19 protein-coding genes are annotated in these 18,416 nt (G+C 47.9%); 18 read left to right on the plus strand and 1 reads right to left on the minus strand.

Annotated elements, in window-relative coordinates:
* Positions 1 to 23: 23 nt before the first annotated feature.
* The 17 genes from nadB (at position 24) to J2Z28_RS28105 (ending at position 16,891) form a co-directional block, all read left to right on the plus strand.
* Positions 24 to 1,655, plus strand: a complete 1,632-nt coding sequence (nadB, locus tag J2Z28_RS28025; protein WP_211085373.1) for an L-aspartate oxidase — start codon at positions 24 to 26, stop codon at positions 1,653 to 1,655.
* The gene (gene nadC, locus J2Z28_RS28030; RefSeq protein ID WP_211085374.1) at positions 1,652 to 2,518 is read left to right on the plus strand and encodes a carboxylating nicotinate-nucleotide diphosphorylase; all 867 of its coding nucleotides are present in this window, start codon (positions 1,652 to 1,654) and stop codon (positions 2,516 to 2,518) included. The genes nadB and nadC overlap by 4 nt, the downstream gene beginning before the upstream one ends.
* 6 nt (positions 2,519 to 2,524) lie before the next feature.
* On the plus strand, positions 2,525 to 3,295 hold the full coding sequence (locus tag J2Z28_RS28035; protein ID WP_026081372.1) for a type III pantothenate kinase: 771 nt from the start codon (positions 2,525 to 2,527) through the stop codon (positions 3,293 to 3,295).
* A 73-nt stretch (positions 3,296 to 3,368) separates the two neighbouring features.
* Positions 3,369 to 4,289 carry an Hsp33 family molecular chaperone HslO gene (gene hslO / locus J2Z28_RS28040; protein WP_211085375.1) on the plus strand — a complete coding sequence of 307 codons (921 nt, stop codon included), beginning with the start codon at positions 3,369 to 3,371 and terminating at the stop codon, positions 4,287 to 4,289.
* Between the two features lie 23 nt (positions 4,290 to 4,312).
* Positions 4,313 to 5,263, plus strand: a complete 951-nt coding sequence (locus J2Z28_RS28045; RefSeq protein ID WP_211085376.1) for a peptidyl-prolyl cis-trans isomerase — start codon at positions 4,313 to 4,315, stop codon at positions 5,261 to 5,263.
* A gap of 344 nt (positions 5,264 to 5,607) precedes the next feature.
* On the plus strand, positions 5,608 to 6,546 hold the full coding sequence (gene cysK / locus J2Z28_RS28050; protein WP_211085377.1) for a cysteine synthase A: 939 nt from the start codon (positions 5,608 to 5,610) through the stop codon (positions 6,544 to 6,546).
* A gap of 140 nt (positions 6,547 to 6,686) precedes the next feature.
* Positions 6,687 to 8,300 (plus strand): anthranilate synthase component I family protein, encoded by a 1,614-nt coding sequence (locus tag J2Z28_RS28055; protein WP_211085378.1) that lies wholly within the window; start codon positions 6,687 to 6,689, stop codon positions 8,298 to 8,300.
* Between the two features lie 60 nt (positions 8,301 to 8,360).
* Positions 8,361 to 8,936 carry an aminodeoxychorismate/anthranilate synthase component II gene (gene pabA / locus J2Z28_RS28060; RefSeq protein ID WP_211085379.1) on the plus strand — a complete coding sequence of 192 codons (576 nt, stop codon included), beginning with the start codon at positions 8,361 to 8,363 and terminating at the stop codon, positions 8,934 to 8,936.
* Between the two features lies 1 nt (position 8,937).
* On the plus strand, positions 8,938 to 9,822 hold the full coding sequence (locus J2Z28_RS28065; RefSeq protein WP_211085380.1) for an aminotransferase class IV: 885 nt from the start codon (positions 8,938 to 8,940) through the stop codon (positions 9,820 to 9,822).
* Entirely contained in the window at positions 9,819 to 10,682 is an 864-nt protein-coding gene (gene folP / locus J2Z28_RS28070; RefSeq protein WP_211085381.1) for a dihydropteroate synthase, read from the plus strand. The genes J2Z28_RS28065 and folP overlap by 4 nt, the downstream gene beginning before the upstream one ends.
* Before the next feature lie 117 nt (positions 10,683 to 10,799).
* A complete protein-coding gene (gene folB / locus J2Z28_RS28075) occupies positions 10,800 to 11,162 on the plus strand; it encodes a dihydroneopterin aldolase (RefSeq protein ID WP_036606103.1) in 363 nt (120 codons plus the stop codon).
* 9 nt (positions 11,163 to 11,171) lie between these two features.
* Entirely contained in the window at positions 11,172 to 11,720 is a 549-nt protein-coding gene (gene folK / locus J2Z28_RS28080; protein WP_211085382.1) for a 2-amino-4-hydroxy-6-hydroxymethyldihydropteridine diphosphokinase, read from the plus strand.
* Positions 11,681 to 11,875 carry a helix-turn-helix domain-containing protein gene (locus tag J2Z28_RS28085; RefSeq protein ID WP_036668438.1) on the plus strand — a complete coding sequence of 65 codons (195 nt, stop codon included), beginning with the start codon at positions 11,681 to 11,683 and terminating at the stop codon, positions 11,873 to 11,875. Before folK ends, J2Z28_RS28085 begins: the two co-directional genes overlap by 40 nt.
* 96 nt (positions 11,876 to 11,971) lie before the next feature.
* Positions 11,972 to 12,991, plus strand: a complete 1,020-nt coding sequence (gene dusB, locus J2Z28_RS28090; protein ID WP_074092930.1) for a tRNA dihydrouridine synthase DusB — start codon at positions 11,972 to 11,974, stop codon at positions 12,989 to 12,991.
* A 251-nt stretch (positions 12,992 to 13,242) separates the two neighbouring features.
* Positions 13,243 to 13,722 (plus strand): transcription elongation factor GreA, encoded by a 480-nt coding sequence (gene greA, locus J2Z28_RS28095; protein ID WP_036606099.1) that lies wholly within the window; start codon positions 13,243 to 13,245, stop codon positions 13,720 to 13,722.
* A 116-nt stretch (positions 13,723 to 13,838) separates the two neighbouring features.
* Complete coding sequence (lysS, locus tag J2Z28_RS28100; protein ID WP_074092931.1) at positions 13,839 to 15,350, plus strand: lysine--tRNA ligase; 1,512 nt, start codon at positions 13,839 to 13,841, stop codon at positions 15,348 to 15,350.
* 203 nt (positions 15,351 to 15,553) lie between these two features.
* Positions 15,554 to 16,891, plus strand: a complete 1,338-nt coding sequence (locus tag J2Z28_RS28105) for a TrkH family potassium uptake protein (protein WP_211085383.1) — start codon at positions 15,554 to 15,556, stop codon at positions 16,889 to 16,891.
* Positions 16,892 to 16,976: 85 nt separating this feature from the next.
* Here the strand turns inward: J2Z28_RS28105 and J2Z28_RS28110 are convergent, their stop codons facing one another.
* Complete coding sequence (locus J2Z28_RS28110) at positions 16,977 to 17,567, minus strand: TetR/AcrR family transcriptional regulator (protein ID WP_211085384.1); 591 nt, start codon at positions 17,565 to 17,567, stop codon at positions 16,977 to 16,979.
* Positions 17,568 to 17,653: 86 nt separating this feature from the next.
* On the opposite strand from J2Z28_RS28110, the gene J2Z28_RS28115 reads away from it, so the two are divergent.
* The gene (locus J2Z28_RS28115; protein ID WP_211085385.1) at positions 17,654 to 18,205 is read left to right on the plus strand and encodes a hypothetical protein; all 552 of its coding nucleotides are present in this window, start codon (positions 17,654 to 17,656) and stop codon (positions 18,203 to 18,205) included.
* The last annotated feature ends 211 nt before the right edge of the window (positions 18,206 to 18,416 follow it).

Raw genomic sequence — 18,416 nt, forward strand, 5'->3', positions numbered from 1 at the left:
TTGCTCCAAGACAGGTGAATAACATGATACCGCAATATTTAGTTGATTTTGATCTGTCTGCGCTACCCATGGTAGAGACGGATGTACTGGTTATAGGCTCAGGGATTGCTGGTCTGTTCACCGCCATTAAGGCAAGTGGACAACAACGTGTATTAATGATTACGAAGAAGTCATTACTTGAAAGTAACACCAGATATGCGCAGGGAGGCATCGCTGCGGTTATTGCTGAGGATGATTCACCTGCTTATCATTTGCAGGATACACTTGTAGCAGGAGCGGGCTTATGCCGCTCCGAAGCGGTAGAGGTATTGGTGAATGAGGGGCCGGACGGAGTGAAGGAACTGATTCGTTTGGGTACTTTATTTGATCTGGAGAACGGCGAGCTGGCGTTGACGCAGGAAGGTGCGCACAGCCACCGCCGTATTTTGCATGCCAACGGAGATGCAACGGGATATGAGATTGTACGTGCGCTTGCTGTTGAAGTGAATGAACATCCGGGGATTGAAGTATGGGATGAGCATTTTGTTGTTGACCTGATTACAGATCGAGATCGAGGGGAATGCATTGGCGCTCTGGTTCAGAAGGATGACGGATCACAAGTGTTCGTGAAGGCACAGGCAACCGTTCTTTGCTCTGGTGGGGCAGGACAACTGTACCGATATACAACAAATCCGGATGTAGCTACTGCCGATGGTGTAGCCATGGCCTATCGGGCTGGGGCTATTGTTCGTGACATGGAATTTATCCAATTCCACCCCACCTCTCTTTGTTACCCGGGGGCCCCGCGTTTCCTTGTGTCAGAAGCCGTACGCGGCGAAGGGGCATATTTGCGCAATGTGAAGGGCGAGCGCTTCATGGATCGTTATCATGCCCAGCTTGAACTGGCCCCTCGCGATATCGTGGCACGAGCGATTGTTAGTGAGATGGAGTCCACCAACAGTACCTTTGTGTATTTGGACATTACGCATGAACAGCCAGAGATGATCAAGCATCGGTTCCCTACCATATATGAGACTTGTATGCGTTATGGATTAGACATGACAACGGACTGGATTCCCGTTGCACCTGCTGCCCATTACATGATGGGTGGAGTAAAAACGGATTTAAGTGGAGAGAGCAGTATCTCCCGATTATTTGCTTGTGGTGAGGTGTCTTCTACAGGAGTGCATGGAGCTAACCGTCTGGCAAGCAACTCCTTGTCAGAAGCGATTGTATTTGGCCGGAGAATTGTTGATCGCATTCAATCACTTTCCCCGCTCGGTTCATTACAAGTAAGAGGAACTTCGACCGCATCTGTGAACATGAATAGCAAGATCATGAAAGAGCAAAAACCTATATCCGAAAGACGTTTACGATTACAGAAAATGATGGTTCGTCAGGTAGGCTTGCGCCGGAATGGTAAGGACCTGCAGAAGGCCATGGACAAGCTGCAACAGGAATTGCAATTTTTTGATCTGACACTCACTCATAAGGAAGAGCTGGAGTATGCCAACCTTCTGACCTGTGCCTGGTTAGTTACCAGCGGGGCATTACACCGCGAGGAGAGTCGGGGGGCTCACTATCGTGAGGATTTCCCGGCGCGTGATGATATCGTGTGGCAGAAGCATAGTCTGCAGCAGCGAGAACAAGCGATTGTGGAGGAATTGATGTCATGATACTGAATGGATATAATGAAGGGCTTATCGAATCAATCAAAAACTGGCTTCGTGAAGATGTTGGTGCAGGTGACGTTACAACAAGTGTGACGATTCCAGCAGGCAACCAATCCAAGGCCATTATACACGCCAAAGACGATGGTATTATTGCAGGCATGACCGTAGCTGAACTTGTATTTCAGGTCGTTGATCCTGATCTTGTATTTTCACCGAAGGTAACAGACGGAGACAAGGTTACCCATGGCACGATTTTGGCCGAGGTAGAGGGAAGTACACATTCTCTGCTTACGGGGGAACGACTGGCACTTAACTTGCTGCAACGTATGTCCGGAATAGCTACGCGTACGCGTGCCTACGTGGATGTGCTGGATGGTCTTGAGACCAGGCTCGTGGATACACGTAAGACAACGCCGGGCCACCGATTACTTGAGAAATACGCAGTGCGCGTGGGTGGCGGAGCGAATCATCGATTTGGACTGTACGATGCCGTTATGATTAAGGATAACCACATCAAGGGTGCAGGCGGAATCACCGAGGCGGTACAGCGTGCGCGAACCGTTATCCCACATACGATGACGATTGAAGTGGAGACTGAAAATCTGGAGCAGGTGAGAGAAGCCTTGCAAGCCGGGGCAGATATCATTATGCTGGATAACATGCATCCAGAGCGGATGCGTGAAGCAGTTGAACTTATTCGTGAACAGGCTCCTCATGTGAAGGTTGAAGCATCCGGTAACGTGTCTCTTCAGACCATTCGTGGTATTGCAGAGAGTGGTGTGGATGTAATTTCGGTTGGCAGGTTAACCTATTCCTTTGAGAGCCTGGATATTAGTCTGGATTTAAATGAAAAGAAAGAGGGGTGAACCTCTTTGATTTTAGTTGTAGACGTGGGGAACAGCAATATGGTGCTCGGCGTATATCAAGGCCGGGAATTGCTGCACCACTTTCGTCTGAGTACATCACGTCAGTCAACAGTGGATGAATACGGCGTATTGATTTATAATTTATTTCATATGTCCGGCATCAGGGCAAGTGACATCGAAGGTGTCATCATCTCATCTGTGGTTCCGCCACTGGTGAATGTAATCGAAGCGATGTGTGAGAAGTATGTAGGCAAAAAAGCTTTGCTCGTTGGGCCTGGTATCAAAACTGGCTTGAATCTGCGATACGAGAACCCTCGTGAAGTGGGTGCAGATCGTATTGTTAATGCAGTGGCAGCCGTTGAGAAGTATGGCGGCCCTCTCGTCGTGGTCGATTTCGGTACTGCAACGACCTTTGACTGTATTGACGAGAAAGGCCACTATCTGGGGGGAGCTATTGTACCTGGCATCCAGATTGCCACTGAAGCGCTCTATGAGCGGGCATCCAAGTTGCCTCGTATAGAGCTGGAGAAACCTAAAAAGGTCATTGGCCGTAATACTATTCATGCTATGCAAGCGGGTATTATATTTGGCTATGCAGGGCAGGTAGATGGTATTGTAGAACGTATTCGCGAGGAGATGGGAGCGAAGCCCCGAGTTATCGCGACGGGTGGTCTCGCTACACTTATCGCAGAAGAAACCCGTAGTATAGAGGAAGTTGATCCGCTGCTTACGCTTGAAGGGCTGCGTATTATATATGAGCGGAACCGGGAAAGGTGAGCATAGTGACGGCATACAGCGGGCTGAGATTACAGCTTAAGTGTTGTGCCGTTTTTTCTGTGTTACGACTATTATGGCGATACGCCAAAGGAGGCTGAATGACTTGGAAAACAACAACAAGCATGACCGGTTAATTCGTGGTACAGCAATGAATGGAAAGGTAAGAGCCTTTGCTATCCAGACTACGGAACTGGTTGAGGAACTACGCAGAAGACACGACACGTTTCCCACGGCTACAGCTGCCATGGGGCGTACGGTTACAACAGCAGCTATTATGGGTGCAATGCTCAAAGGTGAAGAGAAGTTAACGGTACAAGTCAACGGTGATGGGCCCATTGGACAGATTGTAGCTGATGCCAATGCGAAAGGCGAAGTACGAGGATATGTTTCTAATCCGCATGTACATTTGCCAAGCAATAGTGTGGGTAAACTGGACGTTGCAGGCGCGGTTGGAACGGAAGGTTTCATCAACATAACGAAGGATTTGGGACTGAAAGAGCCATATCGTGGCAGTGTGCCTATTATTTCAGGAGAACTGGGCGAAGACTTCACGTACTACTTTGCTCAATCGGAGCAAACACCTTCTGCTGTAGGCGTTGGTGTGCTCGTTGATACGGATAATTCCGTTATTGTCTCAGGTGGATTCATTATGCAGCTGTTGCCGGGATTGACAGATCCAGAGATCACGGTGATCGAAAACGCCATTAGTACGTTGCCGCCAGTGACGACGTTGCTGGAACAGGGACTTGAATTGGAAGAGTTGCTTCGCCGATTGTTGCCAGATGTACAAGTGATGGAAGGATTGGATATTCATTTTAGCTGTGAGTGTTCACGTGAGCGGGTAGAGAAGACACTAATCAGCCTGGGCCAAACGGAGATGGAGCAATTAATTGAAGAAGAGGGCCAGGCTGAAGTGGTCTGCCAATTCTGCAATGAAGCCTATGACTTTAACAAAGAACAACTTGAGACCATCCTAGAGCAAGCCAAGAACTGATCTATGCGGGGACGGGATGCGGAATGACAAGACAGGAAAAAGGGTTGTGGACGGCTGTAATTGTCTTGACGCTGGGTATGCTGGTCATGGGTAGTGTGATGGCTATGCATGGTCTCAGACAGGGCAAAGACGAGGCAGATGCATCTCATGATGCCAATACGGAAGAAGGAAGCACCGTAGCGACGATCAACGGAGAAGTCATCACGGACAAAGAGTGGACCGATGCGCTGAAAAGACGCTATGGCAGCGAGTTATTACTCCAGATGTTAAACCGTAAAGCAGTATTTGCCGAAGCAATTGAACGCAAGCTGATCGTCACTCCCCAAGAGATTGCAAGAGAACTTGCCGCCGCGATGGATGGGTACGATTCAGAGAAATCATATTTTGACGAAATGAAGTCCCAATTGGGTCTGTCGAAACAGGAGCTTGAGTTGGAAGCCGGCTACAGGCTGCTGCTTGAGAAAATTGCAACGATCGGCATACAGATCAAGGATGCAGATATTGAGCATTACTGGACTGAACATCGTGAGGATTACGTTTCCCCCGAGAAATATGACTTGTCCATCATCGTAGTGAAGGAAGAAGAGGAAGCTGATTCCTTACTGGATGCGTTGGAGAAGGGGGAAGACTTTGAAGAAGCTGCTCGCAAGCAATCGACAGACAGCTTCTCTCGTGATGCTGGTGGCAGGCTGGGATGGATTGAGCGCAATGATCCATTCCAGTCAGAAGAAATCCTTCAACTTGCTGCCGGGCTGGATATAGGCGATATTGCTGGTCCAGTTCAAGTGGAAGAGGGCTATGCTATTATCAGACTTAATGATAAAGAAGAACGCCAGGTGCAATCTGCCGAAGAAGTCCGTGAGGAGATTCGAATGGAACTGGCTCTGAGTCAGGCTGATCCGTTGCCGCAGGTAGAGCAAATGCTGCGTAACAAGTATGAAGCCGTAATCCTGTCCGAGATTCCTGCCTCCTGAATGCAATGGAAAAGATTGTCTCGTACTGCTGCATCTTGATAAAAATACTCTGTCTGCGGTCTTAGGGCCAAAGGCAGAGTATTTTTTTTGAGTACTCATATTGACAATAAGGGTTAACGTTGATAAGATGAAAATAATAAATACCTACTCGTTTACTCGGATATAAAAGATTTATTTATGAACAAAGAAACTTTCGGAAACCTCCGCCCTGCTAGAAATCTTGGCAGTAAGGGATAGGATCAACAGGATTTCCGCAGTTCTTCTATAACAGCTAGAGGCTACCGGCCGCACAGTATAGGTTAACAGGACTCAAGTTTTATTCATCCACTAAGGAGGGCATTCATATGGCTAAAGTAGTTAATAACGTAACAGAACTCATCGGAGGTACTCCGCTTGTTCGTCTGAACCGTATCGTACCTGAAGGCAGTGCTGAAGTATTCGTGAAGCTGGAGTACCAGAATCCAGGTTCAAGCGTGAAAGACCGTATCGCAATTAGCATTGTGGAAGAAGCGGAAAAAGAAGGCAAGCTAAAACCAGGTGATACCATTATCGAAGCAACAAGTGGTAACACGGGAATTGGACTCGCGATGGTGGCTGCAGCCAAAGGCTACAAGTCCGTTATTGTAATGCCTGAGACGATGAGCTTGGAGCGTCGTAACTTGCTTCGTGCGTATGGTGCTGAGCTTGTGCTTACACCTGGAGCTGAAGGTATGAATGGTGCTGTTAAAAAAGCCGAAGAACTGCTGAAAGAAAACCCATCCTATTTCATGGCTGAGCAATTTAAAAATAAAGCCAACGTGAAGATCCACCGTGAAACGACTGGCCCTGAGATTGTTGAAGCAATTCAATCTGTAGGCGGTACGTTGGATGCTTTCGTTGCAGGAATCGGTACAGGTGGAACAATTACAGGTGTAGGGGAAGTGCTGAAAGAAGCTTTCTCTGGTATTAAAATTGTTGCAGTTGAGCCAGCAGCTTCGCCAATTCTTGCAGGCGGCAAACCAGGCCCTCATAAGATCCAGGGGATTGGTGCCAACTTTATCCCTGAGATCCTTGATCAGGAAATCTATGATGAGATCATTCACATTGAGAATGATGATGCCTTTGAGACCGCTCGCCAAGTAGCGAAGGAAGAGGGCATTCTGTCCGGTATTTCTTCCGGTGCAGCGATCCGTGCAGGTCTTCAGGTAGCAAAACAGTTGGGTGCAGGCAAACGTGTTGTCGTGATCGTGCCAAGTAACGGCGAGCGTTACCTCAGCACACCGCTTTACAACTTCGAAGGCTAAGCTTACAAATGACAAAACCAATCCTCCTTGCCCGTATGACGGGTATGGAGGATTTTTGGCGTAATGCTTTTAAAAGGGGCGGCGCTTTAGTATACTATCAGACAATAGAACTAGCGATAGATGGAGGGCGGCACACCGCAATGACACACCTGATGACAACATACGCCGACTGGATGGAGTGGGCTGAACAAGGCTGGACCATGATGCCCTATATCACAAAGTCGGATGAGGGACCGTATCATGGCGGTTTACCGTTATCGTGGGAGGCAGCCTGGGAGCAGGCGTCACCATACGCAATTGTGCTGGAGAATGGCAAAGGCGGGAGATATACATTTCTGGGGTTAGACCCCGTATCCGTAATTTCCGGGAAAGGTCAAGAAGCGCTTATTCATGATGTGACAGAAGGGACCACCTCGATGGACAGCGGCAAGCCGCTTGATGTATTAAAGAGATGGACTGCCCCGTATAGCGCACCCAAGGTTAATGGGGCTCCAGATTTTGGGGGTGGATACGCAGGTTATCTCAGCTACGATGTAGCAAGATCATTGGAGAAGCTTCCAGTCTTGGCTGAAGATAATCCGTCCCTGCCGGATTATTGGTGGATGCGCTTTGAGGAAATATGGGCGTATGACCATGAGCAGCAGGCGCTTTTCTGTATGGTTCATCTGGCTATAGAGCCTAACCGGAACGAAACGGATATCCGTGGTCTATATGCAGCGGCCGAAGCACGAGCGACAGCGATGCAGCAAAGATGGCTTCATATTATGGGGTTTGCACAGGCCGAAGAACAACAACAGGCACTGGAACGGCGCAATAAGCAGGTCAATCGCGCACCGCAGCCTGAAGATGCGGAAAGGGAATCCGTAGGGTGGGAGACCTCCTTTCCCCAGGAGGACTTTGAACAAGCTGTGCATACGGTACAGGAATATATCAGGCAGGGCGATGTGTTCCAGGTGAATCTGTCCTTGAGACAGGAGAAGCGGCTTCATTCGAGCGCTGAGCATATTTATGAATGGCTGCGCCTTGTGAATCCATCACCGTATATGGGTATGCTGCGTAGTCCAGACTTTCAACTGGTAGGCGGATCTCCCGAACTTCTGGTCAAAGTGGAGAATGGCAAAGTCAGTGCACGTCCCATTGCAGGGACCCGAAGAAGGGGCCGCGATGCAGTAGAAGATAAGGCTATGGCGGATGAACTGCTCAGCAGTGAGAAGGAACGGGCGGAGCATATTATGCTCGTCGATCTGGAACGTAATGATATCGGACGGATTGCGGCCTACGGTTCAGTTCATGTACCTGAATTGATGACCATCGAGAAGTATTCCCATGTCATGCATCTCGTTTCCCAGGTGGAAGGCAGGCTGGCAGAAGGGTTATCGGTATTTGATGTGATCGCTGCGACATTCCCGGGTGGAACGATTACAGGAGCCCCGAAAGTCCGCACCATGGAGATTATCGAGGAACTTGAGCCTGTGCGGCGTGGGCCTTATACGGGTTCCATCGGGTGGATGGATTACAGTGGAAATATGGAATTGAACATCGTCATTCGTACACTTGCCATTAAGGACGGTATTGGTTATGTACAGGCTGGGGCAGGGATTGTTATTGATTCCGATCCATATCGGGAATACAAGGAATGCCGCAACAAGGCAAGAGCCATGATGAGAGCGGTGAATTACAGCGAGGAAGCGGAAGCGAACAGAGCTGTCGAACAAGAACAAGCGAAACGAACGGAAGCTGTTAAACTAAATTAAATTAAAATAAAACGAAGCAACCGTCACTTGTGTTGACGGATGATGAGGAGGAGCAGGCATATGATACTGGTTATCGATAATTACGATTCCTTCACGTACAACCTGGTTCAATATCTGGGTGAACTAGGCGAGACGGTGGAAGTTCGCCGCAACGATGAGATTGATCTGGCAGGCATAGAGGCACTGGCACCTGATCATATTCTGATCTCTCCGGGCCCGTGTACACCGAATGAAGCAGGCATTAGCTTGGCGGTCATTGATCATTTCAAGGGAAGCATTCCGATCTTTGGTGTTTGTCTGGGGCATCAGTCCATTGGACAAGCGTTTGGTGGCAATGTCATTCGTGCGGAGCGCATGATGCACGGCAAAACATCTGAGATGCACCACAACGGGACATCGGTCTTTTCCGGATTGCCATCTCCATTTACAGCTACCCGTTACCACTCCCTGATTGTCGAGCGCAGCAGCTTGCCTGACTGCCTGGAGATTACAGCGGAGACAGCTGAAGGTGAGATTATGGGTCTGCGCCACAAAGAATATGCGATTGAAGGTGTTCAATTCCACCCGGAATCCATTATTACAGACCATGGTCATCAGATGCTTCGTAACTTTTTGTCCCAACAAGTGAAGGTATAACATGCAATATGCCGCGATAAACGGAGAGTTGGTCAATATGGCGGCGGCCGTGGTTCCTGTAACGGATCACGGTTTTTTGTACGGACTTGGATTGTTTGAGACGTTCCGGACGTATCAAGGTGTCCCCTATCTTTTGGAACGGCATCTGGAGCGCATGGCCTCGGGGTGTAAGGAACTTGGCATTCCTTTTACAACGACCGCAGCAGAGGTGACTGATTGGATTCAACATCTGATGGATGCGAACGGACTTCGGGATGCGTATGTGCGTTATACGGTATCAGCCGGTGAAGCACCGCTAGGCTTACCTTCTGGTGATTATTCGAAGCCAAATCATATTGTACTGGCAAAAGCATTACCTGATCCTTCTCCCTCTTTATATGAGAGCGGCAAAATGCTCCAACGGTTGTCTACACCTCGCAACACGCCCGAAGGAGAAGTTCGGTTCAAGTCGCTGCATTACATGAACAGCATTCTGGCGAAACGGGAGCTTAATGGATACGGGCAGCATGTGCAGGGTGCAGAAGGGCTACAATTAACCCGGGATGGTCATATAGCGGAAGGGATCGTCAGCAATGTGTTTTGGGTACGGGAAAATGTTCTCTACACGCCAGCACTCTCAACCGGCATTCTGCCGGGTATCACGAGAGCTGTGGTAATGGAGATTGCCTCGCAGCAAGGAATCCCCTGCATAGAAACGCTAGCGGCTTGGGAGGATCTCCTGCAAGCAGATGAAATATTTCTAACAGGCTCGGTGGCCGAACTGGTTCCGGTTACAACTCTGCGGGATCAGGACGGAGCCGAAACGATAATCAGCAACGGACATATAGGCCCGGTTACAGCAGTCCTTCTGGGTATGTACCGGCAGAAAGCGGGGTATACTTCATGACACTTACACCTGTCATCTATGAACGGAACTATACATGGGGGCCAGCTGAGTTGAAGCTGGGTACAAGAACACAGATTATGGGCATTCTTAACGTCACGCCTGACTCATTTTCAGATGGTGGACGTTATACCAACGTGGAGCGGGCGGTTGCGCATGCCAAGCAGATGATGGAGGATGGGGCGGACCTGATTGATATCGGCGGGGAGTCCACCCGTCCAGGTTCAGATGTCGTGGGCGCCGATGAAGAGCTTAGCCGGATTATTCCGGTTATTGAAGCATTGCATCAGCAAGCCCCGCACATTCCGATATCGGTGGACACGTACAAGGCCGAGGTTGCACGTCAGGCTATTCTAGCCGGTGCCCATATTATTAATGATGTGTGGGGTGCCAAGGCAGATGCAGATATGGCCCGCACGGCAGCAGAGCTGGGGTGCCCCATCATTCTGATGCATAATCGGCAGGATCGGAATTACACCGATTATCTGAGTGATGTCGTGAGCGATTTGCAGGAGAGCATACAGATTGCATTAACAGCGGGCGTGAAAGCAGAGCAAATTATCCTGGACCCGGGTATCGGTTTTGTGAAGGATCTCGGAGAAAATCTGAAGCTCATGTCATCGCTCGGTTTGCTCAATGAAATGGGGTATCCCGTTCTGCTAGCCACCTCACGCAAAAGGTTCATCCAGAACACCCTGAATGTCGGGGCGGATGAAGCGCTGGAAGGAACGGCTGCGACCGTTGCATTTGGCATTGCCCAAGGCTGCCAGATGGTTCGGGTTCATGATGTGAAGCCGATTCGGCGGACGGCAGATATGTGTGATGCCATGTTATATGCTTCTCCGGGTATACGGAGGAAATAATGCTGGCGGGTCCCTGGTGACCCGTCCAGTGGAAGCGCAGCATTTTTCGAAGGCAAAGCTAAGGGATAACTTCAAATAGATTAAAATTTCAATATATATAGAGGGCAGGCGGATCGTATGGATAGAATGGTATTGCATCGTATGGAGTATTACGGGTATCATGGTGTTTTTGCAGAAGAACGGAAGCTGGGGCAGCGATACTATATTGATCTGGAGATTGATATGGACCTGGGCGAGGCCGGACGTAACGATGATCTGACCAAAACGATTAATTATGCGGAGATCCATGAGCTGGTAAAACAGATTGTTGAGAATAAATCGTTCCAGTTAATTGAAGCTTTGGGCGAACATATTGCATCTTCTTTACTAGACACTTATACTATTATCAATGCATTGACAGTCAAGGTGACGAAGCCACATCCGCCATTCGATATTCATTTTGAGGGCGTAACGGTAGAGCTTCGCCGCACAAGAAAGTGAGAACCGATCATGATTGCACATTCGACCTCTGAATCTTCAGAGGCTTATATTGCTTTAGGGGCCAATTTGGGTGACCGGGAAGAGACTTTGCTTGAAGCATTGTCTTTGCTGGATGAACACCCTCATATATCCGTTCTGCGTTGTTCTGCACTATATGAGACGGAGCCTGTAGGATATGTAGATCAGCCTGCATTTCTGAATATGGCAGTCGCCGTACAGGTGATGCTGACACCGGAGCAGTTGCTTACGGAATTACTGGATATCGAGAATCGGCTCGGCCGTGTTCGTGATATTCGCTGGGGACCGCGCACCGTTGATCTGGATCTGCTCTGGATGCATGGTGAGACGCGAGATACCGAATTGCTTCAATTGCCTCATCCTCGTATGGGAGAACGGGCTTTTGTGCTGGTCCCACTGTCGGATATCGTACCGGAGGGCGAGATTTCAGGTTTGTATACCTTTGTACACTCATCGTTGTCTGTACTGGATGGAAAGGATGGAATACAGCTTTGGAAAACATGCAACTGGCCAATCGAATCCGAGCATTCCGGAAGCTGAAAGGTTTAACACAACATGAACTTGCGGCCGAGACCGGCATCTCGCTGGCCATTCTGGGAACCATTGAGCGGGGAAACCGTAAGGTATCACAGCAAGAGCTCGATCGAATTGCTGGTGTGCTGGCAATCAGTATCGAGGAGTTGCGGGGCAACTAGGACCGTTTCGGTTTCACCATGTTACAACAACCAAGACACCGATCGAACTTAATATCGTGATATATACAGAATTAAAAAAGGAGTGGAACGACTACCGTGCTTAACATTGGTGGCATTGAAATGAAGAACCAGGTCGTACTTGCGCCGATGGCTGGCGTATGTAATCCGGCTTTTCGTTTGATCGCAAAAGAATTCGGAACAGGCCTCGTATGCGCGGAGATGGTGAGTGGCAAAGCTATTGTCCATGGCAACCAGCGTACACGTGAGATGTTGTTTGTAGATGAGCGTGAGAAACCGCTGAGCCTTCAGATTTTTGGGGGAGATCGTGATTCCCTCGTAGAAGCAGCCAAAATCGTGGATAAAGAAACCAATGCAGATATCATCGACATTAACATGGGATGCCCTGTGCCAAAAGTGACGAAATGTGATGCAGGTGCACGTTGGTTGCTTGATCCGAACAAAATCTATGAGATGGTATCCGCTGTTGTGGACGCGGTGGAGAAGCCGGTGACGGTCAAGATGCGTATCGGGTGGGATAACGAGCATATCTTCGCGGTGGAGAATGCGCTCGCGGTTGAACGTGCTGGTGGACAAGCAGTAAGTGTACACGGCCGTACGCGTGAGCAACTCTATACAGGCACAGCTGACTGGTCACACATCAAAGATGTAAAAGAAGCTGTCTCTATCCCAGTGATCGGCAATGGTGATGTCCATACACCAGAGGATGCACGCCGTATGCTGGATGAAACGGGTTGTGACGGAGTTATGATCGGTCGTGCTGCCCTGGGTAACCCATGGATGCTGTATCGTACCATTCAATACTTAAGCACGGGGGAATTGCTTCCTGACCCGAATGGCGAAGAGAAGATCCGTGTTGCCATCCTGCATATGGATCGCCTGATCGCATTGAAGAATGAGACGGTTGCCGTACGCGAGATGCGCAAACATCTGGCTTGGTATTTGAAAGGCTTGAAAGGATCTGCTCGCATCAAGGACGTTATTATGGAAGGAACCAAGCGGGACGAGATGGTACAGATTTTGGAGAACTTTGTGAGTCAGCTGAAACGCGAAGGTAATTTGGAGTCAGAACCGGTAATCGCCGGAAATGCATCTTAATTATAAACGCATCTATAAAACGTTTACACCTATAAGGGACGTAACATTGACTTTTCGAGATCGTTCCCCTATAATTTCTCAGTATAAATTCGCCATGTGCGTTAATAAGGCTATAGCATCAGGAGGAATATTCTATTTCTCTGGAGAACTTCATATAGTTTTGAAGATGTATGCGGGCGGAGCTCTGTAACAAGCACTGATTCCGTTGCCGTACAATCAAATTTATTCCCATGACAGGAGAATCGGTTGAGATGAGCGACAAGGAAGTTATCCTTACACCAGAAGGACTCAAGAAGCTGGAAGAAGAATTGGAAACATTGAAATCAGTGAAGCGCCGCGAAGTGGCTGAACGGATTAAGGTAGCCATCGGGTATGGAGATATCAGTGAAAACTCTGAATACGAAGACGCGAAGAATGAGCAAGCTTTCATTGAAGGACGTGTAATCACGTTGGAGAAATTGCTTCGTAACGCGCGGATTATTAACAGCGACGAGATCGATACCGATGCCGTAAGCGTGGGTGCAACCGTCACTGTAGAAGATCTGGAGTTTGGCGACATCACGGAATATACGATTGTAGGTACTGCTGAGGCAGATCCGCTTCAGAACAAGATATCGAACGAGAGCCCTGTAGGTAAAGCGATTCTCGGCAAGAAAAAAGGTACAGTTGTTGATGTAAGTGTGCCTGCTGGCGTAATTCAATATAAAATTATGGATATTAAAAAGCTATAGCAACGAAGCAGTTGGGCGCGGTAAACAAAAGCTTCCTTAGGGAAGCTTTTTCAACATTAGAGGAAAAACGTCCTCTCACGATGCCTGCAATGTAAATAAGGAGATGAATACAGATCATGACGGATGAAGTCTTGAATCAGGAAACCGAACTTAGCGAGCTTTTACAAATTCGCCGTGACAAATTGGACGAGCTCCGCAAATTGGGAATCGACCCTTTTGGCCAAAAATACGTACGTACCGAAGAAGCCGGCTCCATTCTGAAGAAGTATGAAGAACTGACCAAGGAAGAGCTGGAAGAGAAGCACATCGAAGTCAGTATTGCCGGACGGATTATGGCGAAGCGGGGAATGGGTAAAGCAAGCTTCGCACATATTCAGGACCTGAGCGGCAGAATCCAGATCTATGTTCGTCAGGATAGCATGCCTGAAGACAAGTATGCGGCATTTAGCCTGCTGGACCTTGGCGATATCGTTGGGGTAACAGGTGTGATCTTTAAGACCAAAACAGGTGAAACTTCTGTCAAAGTGAAAGATCTTGAAGTGCTGTCCAAATCGCTCTATCCGCTTCCGGATAAATTCCATGGTCTCACTGACGTAGAGCTGCGTTACCGCCAGCGTTATGTTGACCTGATTATGAGCCCGGACGTACAACAGACCTTTATCGCACGTTCCAAAATCATTCAATCGATGCGTCGTTACCTGGATTCCCTTGGATATCTGGAAGTGGAAACACCTACGTTGCATACCATCGCAGGAGGAGCGGCAGCACGTCCGTTCATCACACATCACAATGCGCTGGATATGGAACTGTACATGCGGATTGCGATTGAACTTCACCTGAAACGTCTGATTGTTGGCGGACTGGAGAAGGTATACGAGATCGGCCGTGTATATCGGAATGAAGGTATGTCCACACGTCACAATCCGGAGTTCACCATGATTGAATTGTATGAGGCATATGCCGACTACAAGGATATTATGCAATTGACGGAGAACCTGGTTGCTCATATTGCACAGGAAGTACTGGGTACGCAAGTGATCCAGTATGGAGATTATGAAGTAGATCTTACGCCACAGTGGCGCCGTGTTACGATGGTGGATGCAGTTAAGGAAGTTGTAGGCGTAGACTTCTCCGTACACATGACGGATGAGGAAGCACACAACTTGGCGAAGGAACATAAGGTTCCGGTTGAAAAACATATGACATTTGGTCATATTCTGAACGCGTTCTTTGAAGAGTTTGTGGAAGAGACGTTGATTCAACCGACATTCATTATGGGACATCCTCTTGAAATCTCACCACTGGCGAAGAAAAATGATGTAGATCCGCGCTTCACGGATCGCTTCGAATTGTTCATCGTTGGACGCGAGCATGCTAATGCCTTCACAGAGCTGAATGATCCAATCGATCAGCGTCAGCGCTTTGAAGCACAGATGCTAGAGAAAGAACATGGGAACGACGAAGCTCATGAGATGGATGACGACTTCATCCGTGCGCTCGAATATGGTATGCCACCAACAGGCGGATTGGGAATCGGGGTTGATCGTCTGATCATGCTGCTTACCAACTCCCCGTCGATTCGTGACGTACTGCTATTCCCGCACATGCGTCCTCGTACGCAAGATTAAATAAGGAACGTAGGATACGTTCATAATAGAAGAGGAACCTGCCGTTCAGTATCATGCTGAGGCAAGTTCCTCTTTAGGTTTACATAGACGCTAAAAATAAAGTTTGTCAGAAGGCCCTTGCTCACAGCAAACCATTAGGGTAACACCGCATCTTGAAATTGTTAGATTAACCTGTTCGTATTTTGTTAAAAGAGGTGCCCTTCATGAAGTTCAGGCTTCACTTTGCCAAATTCTTATCTCCTCCGTTAATTCTGGTCGGTGGTTTTCTGCTTATCATTGCGATTGGAACGGTGCTTCTCATGTTGCCAATCTCCAACCAAAGCGGCATGCATTTGGCGTTTATTGACGCTCTCTTTACATCAACCTCTGCCGCATGTGTAACTGGACTTGTCGTTGTGGATGTTGGGACGACCTTTAATTTGTTTGGTCAGTTCGTCATTATGGTATTAATGCAGCTTGGTGGACTCGGATTCATGACCATGGCTACTCTCTTTGCACTTGTATTGGGCAAGCGAATCTCACTCAAGGACAGGTTATTACTCAAAGAAGCCATTAATGCAGACAGTATGGAAGGGATAGTACGCATTATCCGCAAGGTGTTGATTTTCTCCTTTACCATTGAAGGGGTGGCTGCTGTCATACTAGCGCTGCGCTGGGCAACGGAGATGCCATTGGGTCAGGCCGTATACTATGGAATATTCCACTCTGTTTCATTATTTAATAATGGCGGATTTGATTTGTTTGGTAACAGCTTCCGATACTATACCGGAGATTGGATATTCAATGTGACCGCTTCTGTGCTCGTTGTCTCTGGTGGACTGGGTTTTGTTGTATTGAATGATCTGTTCGAGTATCGCAAACGCCGCCGTTTGTCTCTTCAGTCCAAACTGGTGCTGTCTGTATCCGGAGCGCTGATCGGTATAGGAGCGATTGTGTTGTTTGTTTTCGAATTCACCAATGGACATACACTGGCTTCACTCACATGGAGCGAGAAGATCTATGCGTCCTTCTTCCAGTCTGTCTCTACACGTTCGTCGGGAACGAGTACAATCGATATCACGGAGATGAGGCAGGCTACCCAATTCTTCTTCATTCTGCTGATGTTTATCGGGGCTTCCCCAGGATCGACCGGGGGCGGAATCAAGACAACTACATTCCTGATCATGATTGGTGCAGTGTATGCCATGATTCGAGGAAATAAGGATATTGTGTTTTTCCGCCAGCGTGTTCCGAAAGAACTGCTGATGAGGGCGTTGACCATTATTATGGTTTCTCTGATCATATTCATGATCGTGGTGATGCTTCTGCTTACGACAGAGGATGCGCCATTCCTTTCACTGATGTTTGAAGCTGCATCCGCAATCGGTACCGTGGGTCTTTCTGTGGGAGTGACTGATGAGTTGACCAATTGGGGAAAAATTATAATTACCTTTACCATGTTTGTAGGTCGGATCGGGCCATTAACCATCGCGTATGCTCTTCGTCCGCGCAAAGAGAAGAAACTGTATCGTCATCCGGAGGGCCGGATCATTATCGGATAAAAAGAAAAACCGTCGGACATTCAGAACTAACTCCTGTTATCGTAACGGGCCTTAGTCACAACGAATGTGCTGCGGTTTTTTTGGTTTAACGGAACAAGGAAGCAAGATGCAAAGTGAGAACATCGTCCATGAGCTTGGCATTCATCTGATCCGGTCTAAGCACGGTATGTATGCCTAAGCCATCCACCAGTGCATACAATCTCTCGATCTCCAGTTCTTTGTCCAGATCGGGTCTGGAGAGGTCGTGCTTTATCAGGTAGGTGATAACAGAGCCTACAGCTTGTCTGAGTTCATCATATACGGTATTAGCAAGTTCTTTGAGTGTAGGATCGGTTTTCGATCTGGCTGTAAAAGCGTACCACACCTCCATTTCGGCCAGTTTTTCTTCTGTGTTTGGTAAGAATTCGAGCAATAGGCATTTCATATTGTCCATGGGAGAGCCGGTGAAGGACATTTTTTGGACTCGATGAGACACCCGTTCAGATACCAAATTCATGGCATATCGTAGTAGTTCCGATTGAGTAGAAAAGTAGTGACGCATCGAACCGACCGAAACTCCAGCTTCTTCAGCAATATTCCGAACAGAGGCCTGTTCCATGCCATCTCTTCGTATAATACGCCAAGCTGCCTCGGCCACGAGCACGCGCTGTTTATCGTGATCAACAATTTTAGGCATAGGCATATTATATCACTGTTGATTATTATAGTACACACGTGCTAAATTATATTTAATACATTTGTATCAAAAAAGGAGAGGCTGATATGATTGGTTATTTCATTATAGGTTGTGAGATTGCCTTTTGGGTGTTTGTGTTCGCAGGTCTGAGTGTCAGGTATCTCCTTGGCATGAAGCGAATAGGCATCGGTTTGTTAATGGCGACGCCGGTTATCGATCTGTTATTGCTGGTAGCTACAGTTATGGATCTACAGCGAGGAGCTACAGCAAGTATGATTCATGGTATAGCTGCGGTGTATATAGGAGTAAGCATTGCCTATGGTCACCAGATGATCGCTTGGGCGGATCGATATTTCCTATATTGGTTCAAAGGTGGAGAAAACCCTCGTAGTAACAAGTTATATGGTAGAGAACATGCGAGTCGTGAGCGTAGTGGATGGTTTAGACATCTATTGGCTTGGGCTATAGGAAGTGCTTTTTTATTGGCCATGATATGGTGGATTGGAGATGCTGAACGTACAGCTGTCTTCAATAATCTGATCAGAGTGTGGGGATTGATACTCGGTATCGATTTTCTGATAAGCTTTAGTTACAGTTTATGGCCAAGAAAGGTTCCTGCTAGGAATGTTAAACATTAAAAAGTTAGGTGGGCGTGCGTATGAACTTGCTAAGTTGGGAGAATACCATATGTACGTCCGTATTAGATCAAACCGATTGTTAATATAGTTTCAAAAAAAGACTTGCATTCAAAATCTCTACATGGTATATTCTAAGTCCGGCCAAGAAAACACGGTTTACACGGTGCGGCAAGCAAATGAAATAAGCTTCGAAAGAAACTTAAAAAAAGAG

Source organism: Paenibacillus xylanexedens (assembly GCF_017874615.1).
GTDB lineage: Bacteria > Bacillota > Bacilli > Paenibacillales > Paenibacillaceae > Paenibacillus > Paenibacillus xylanexedens.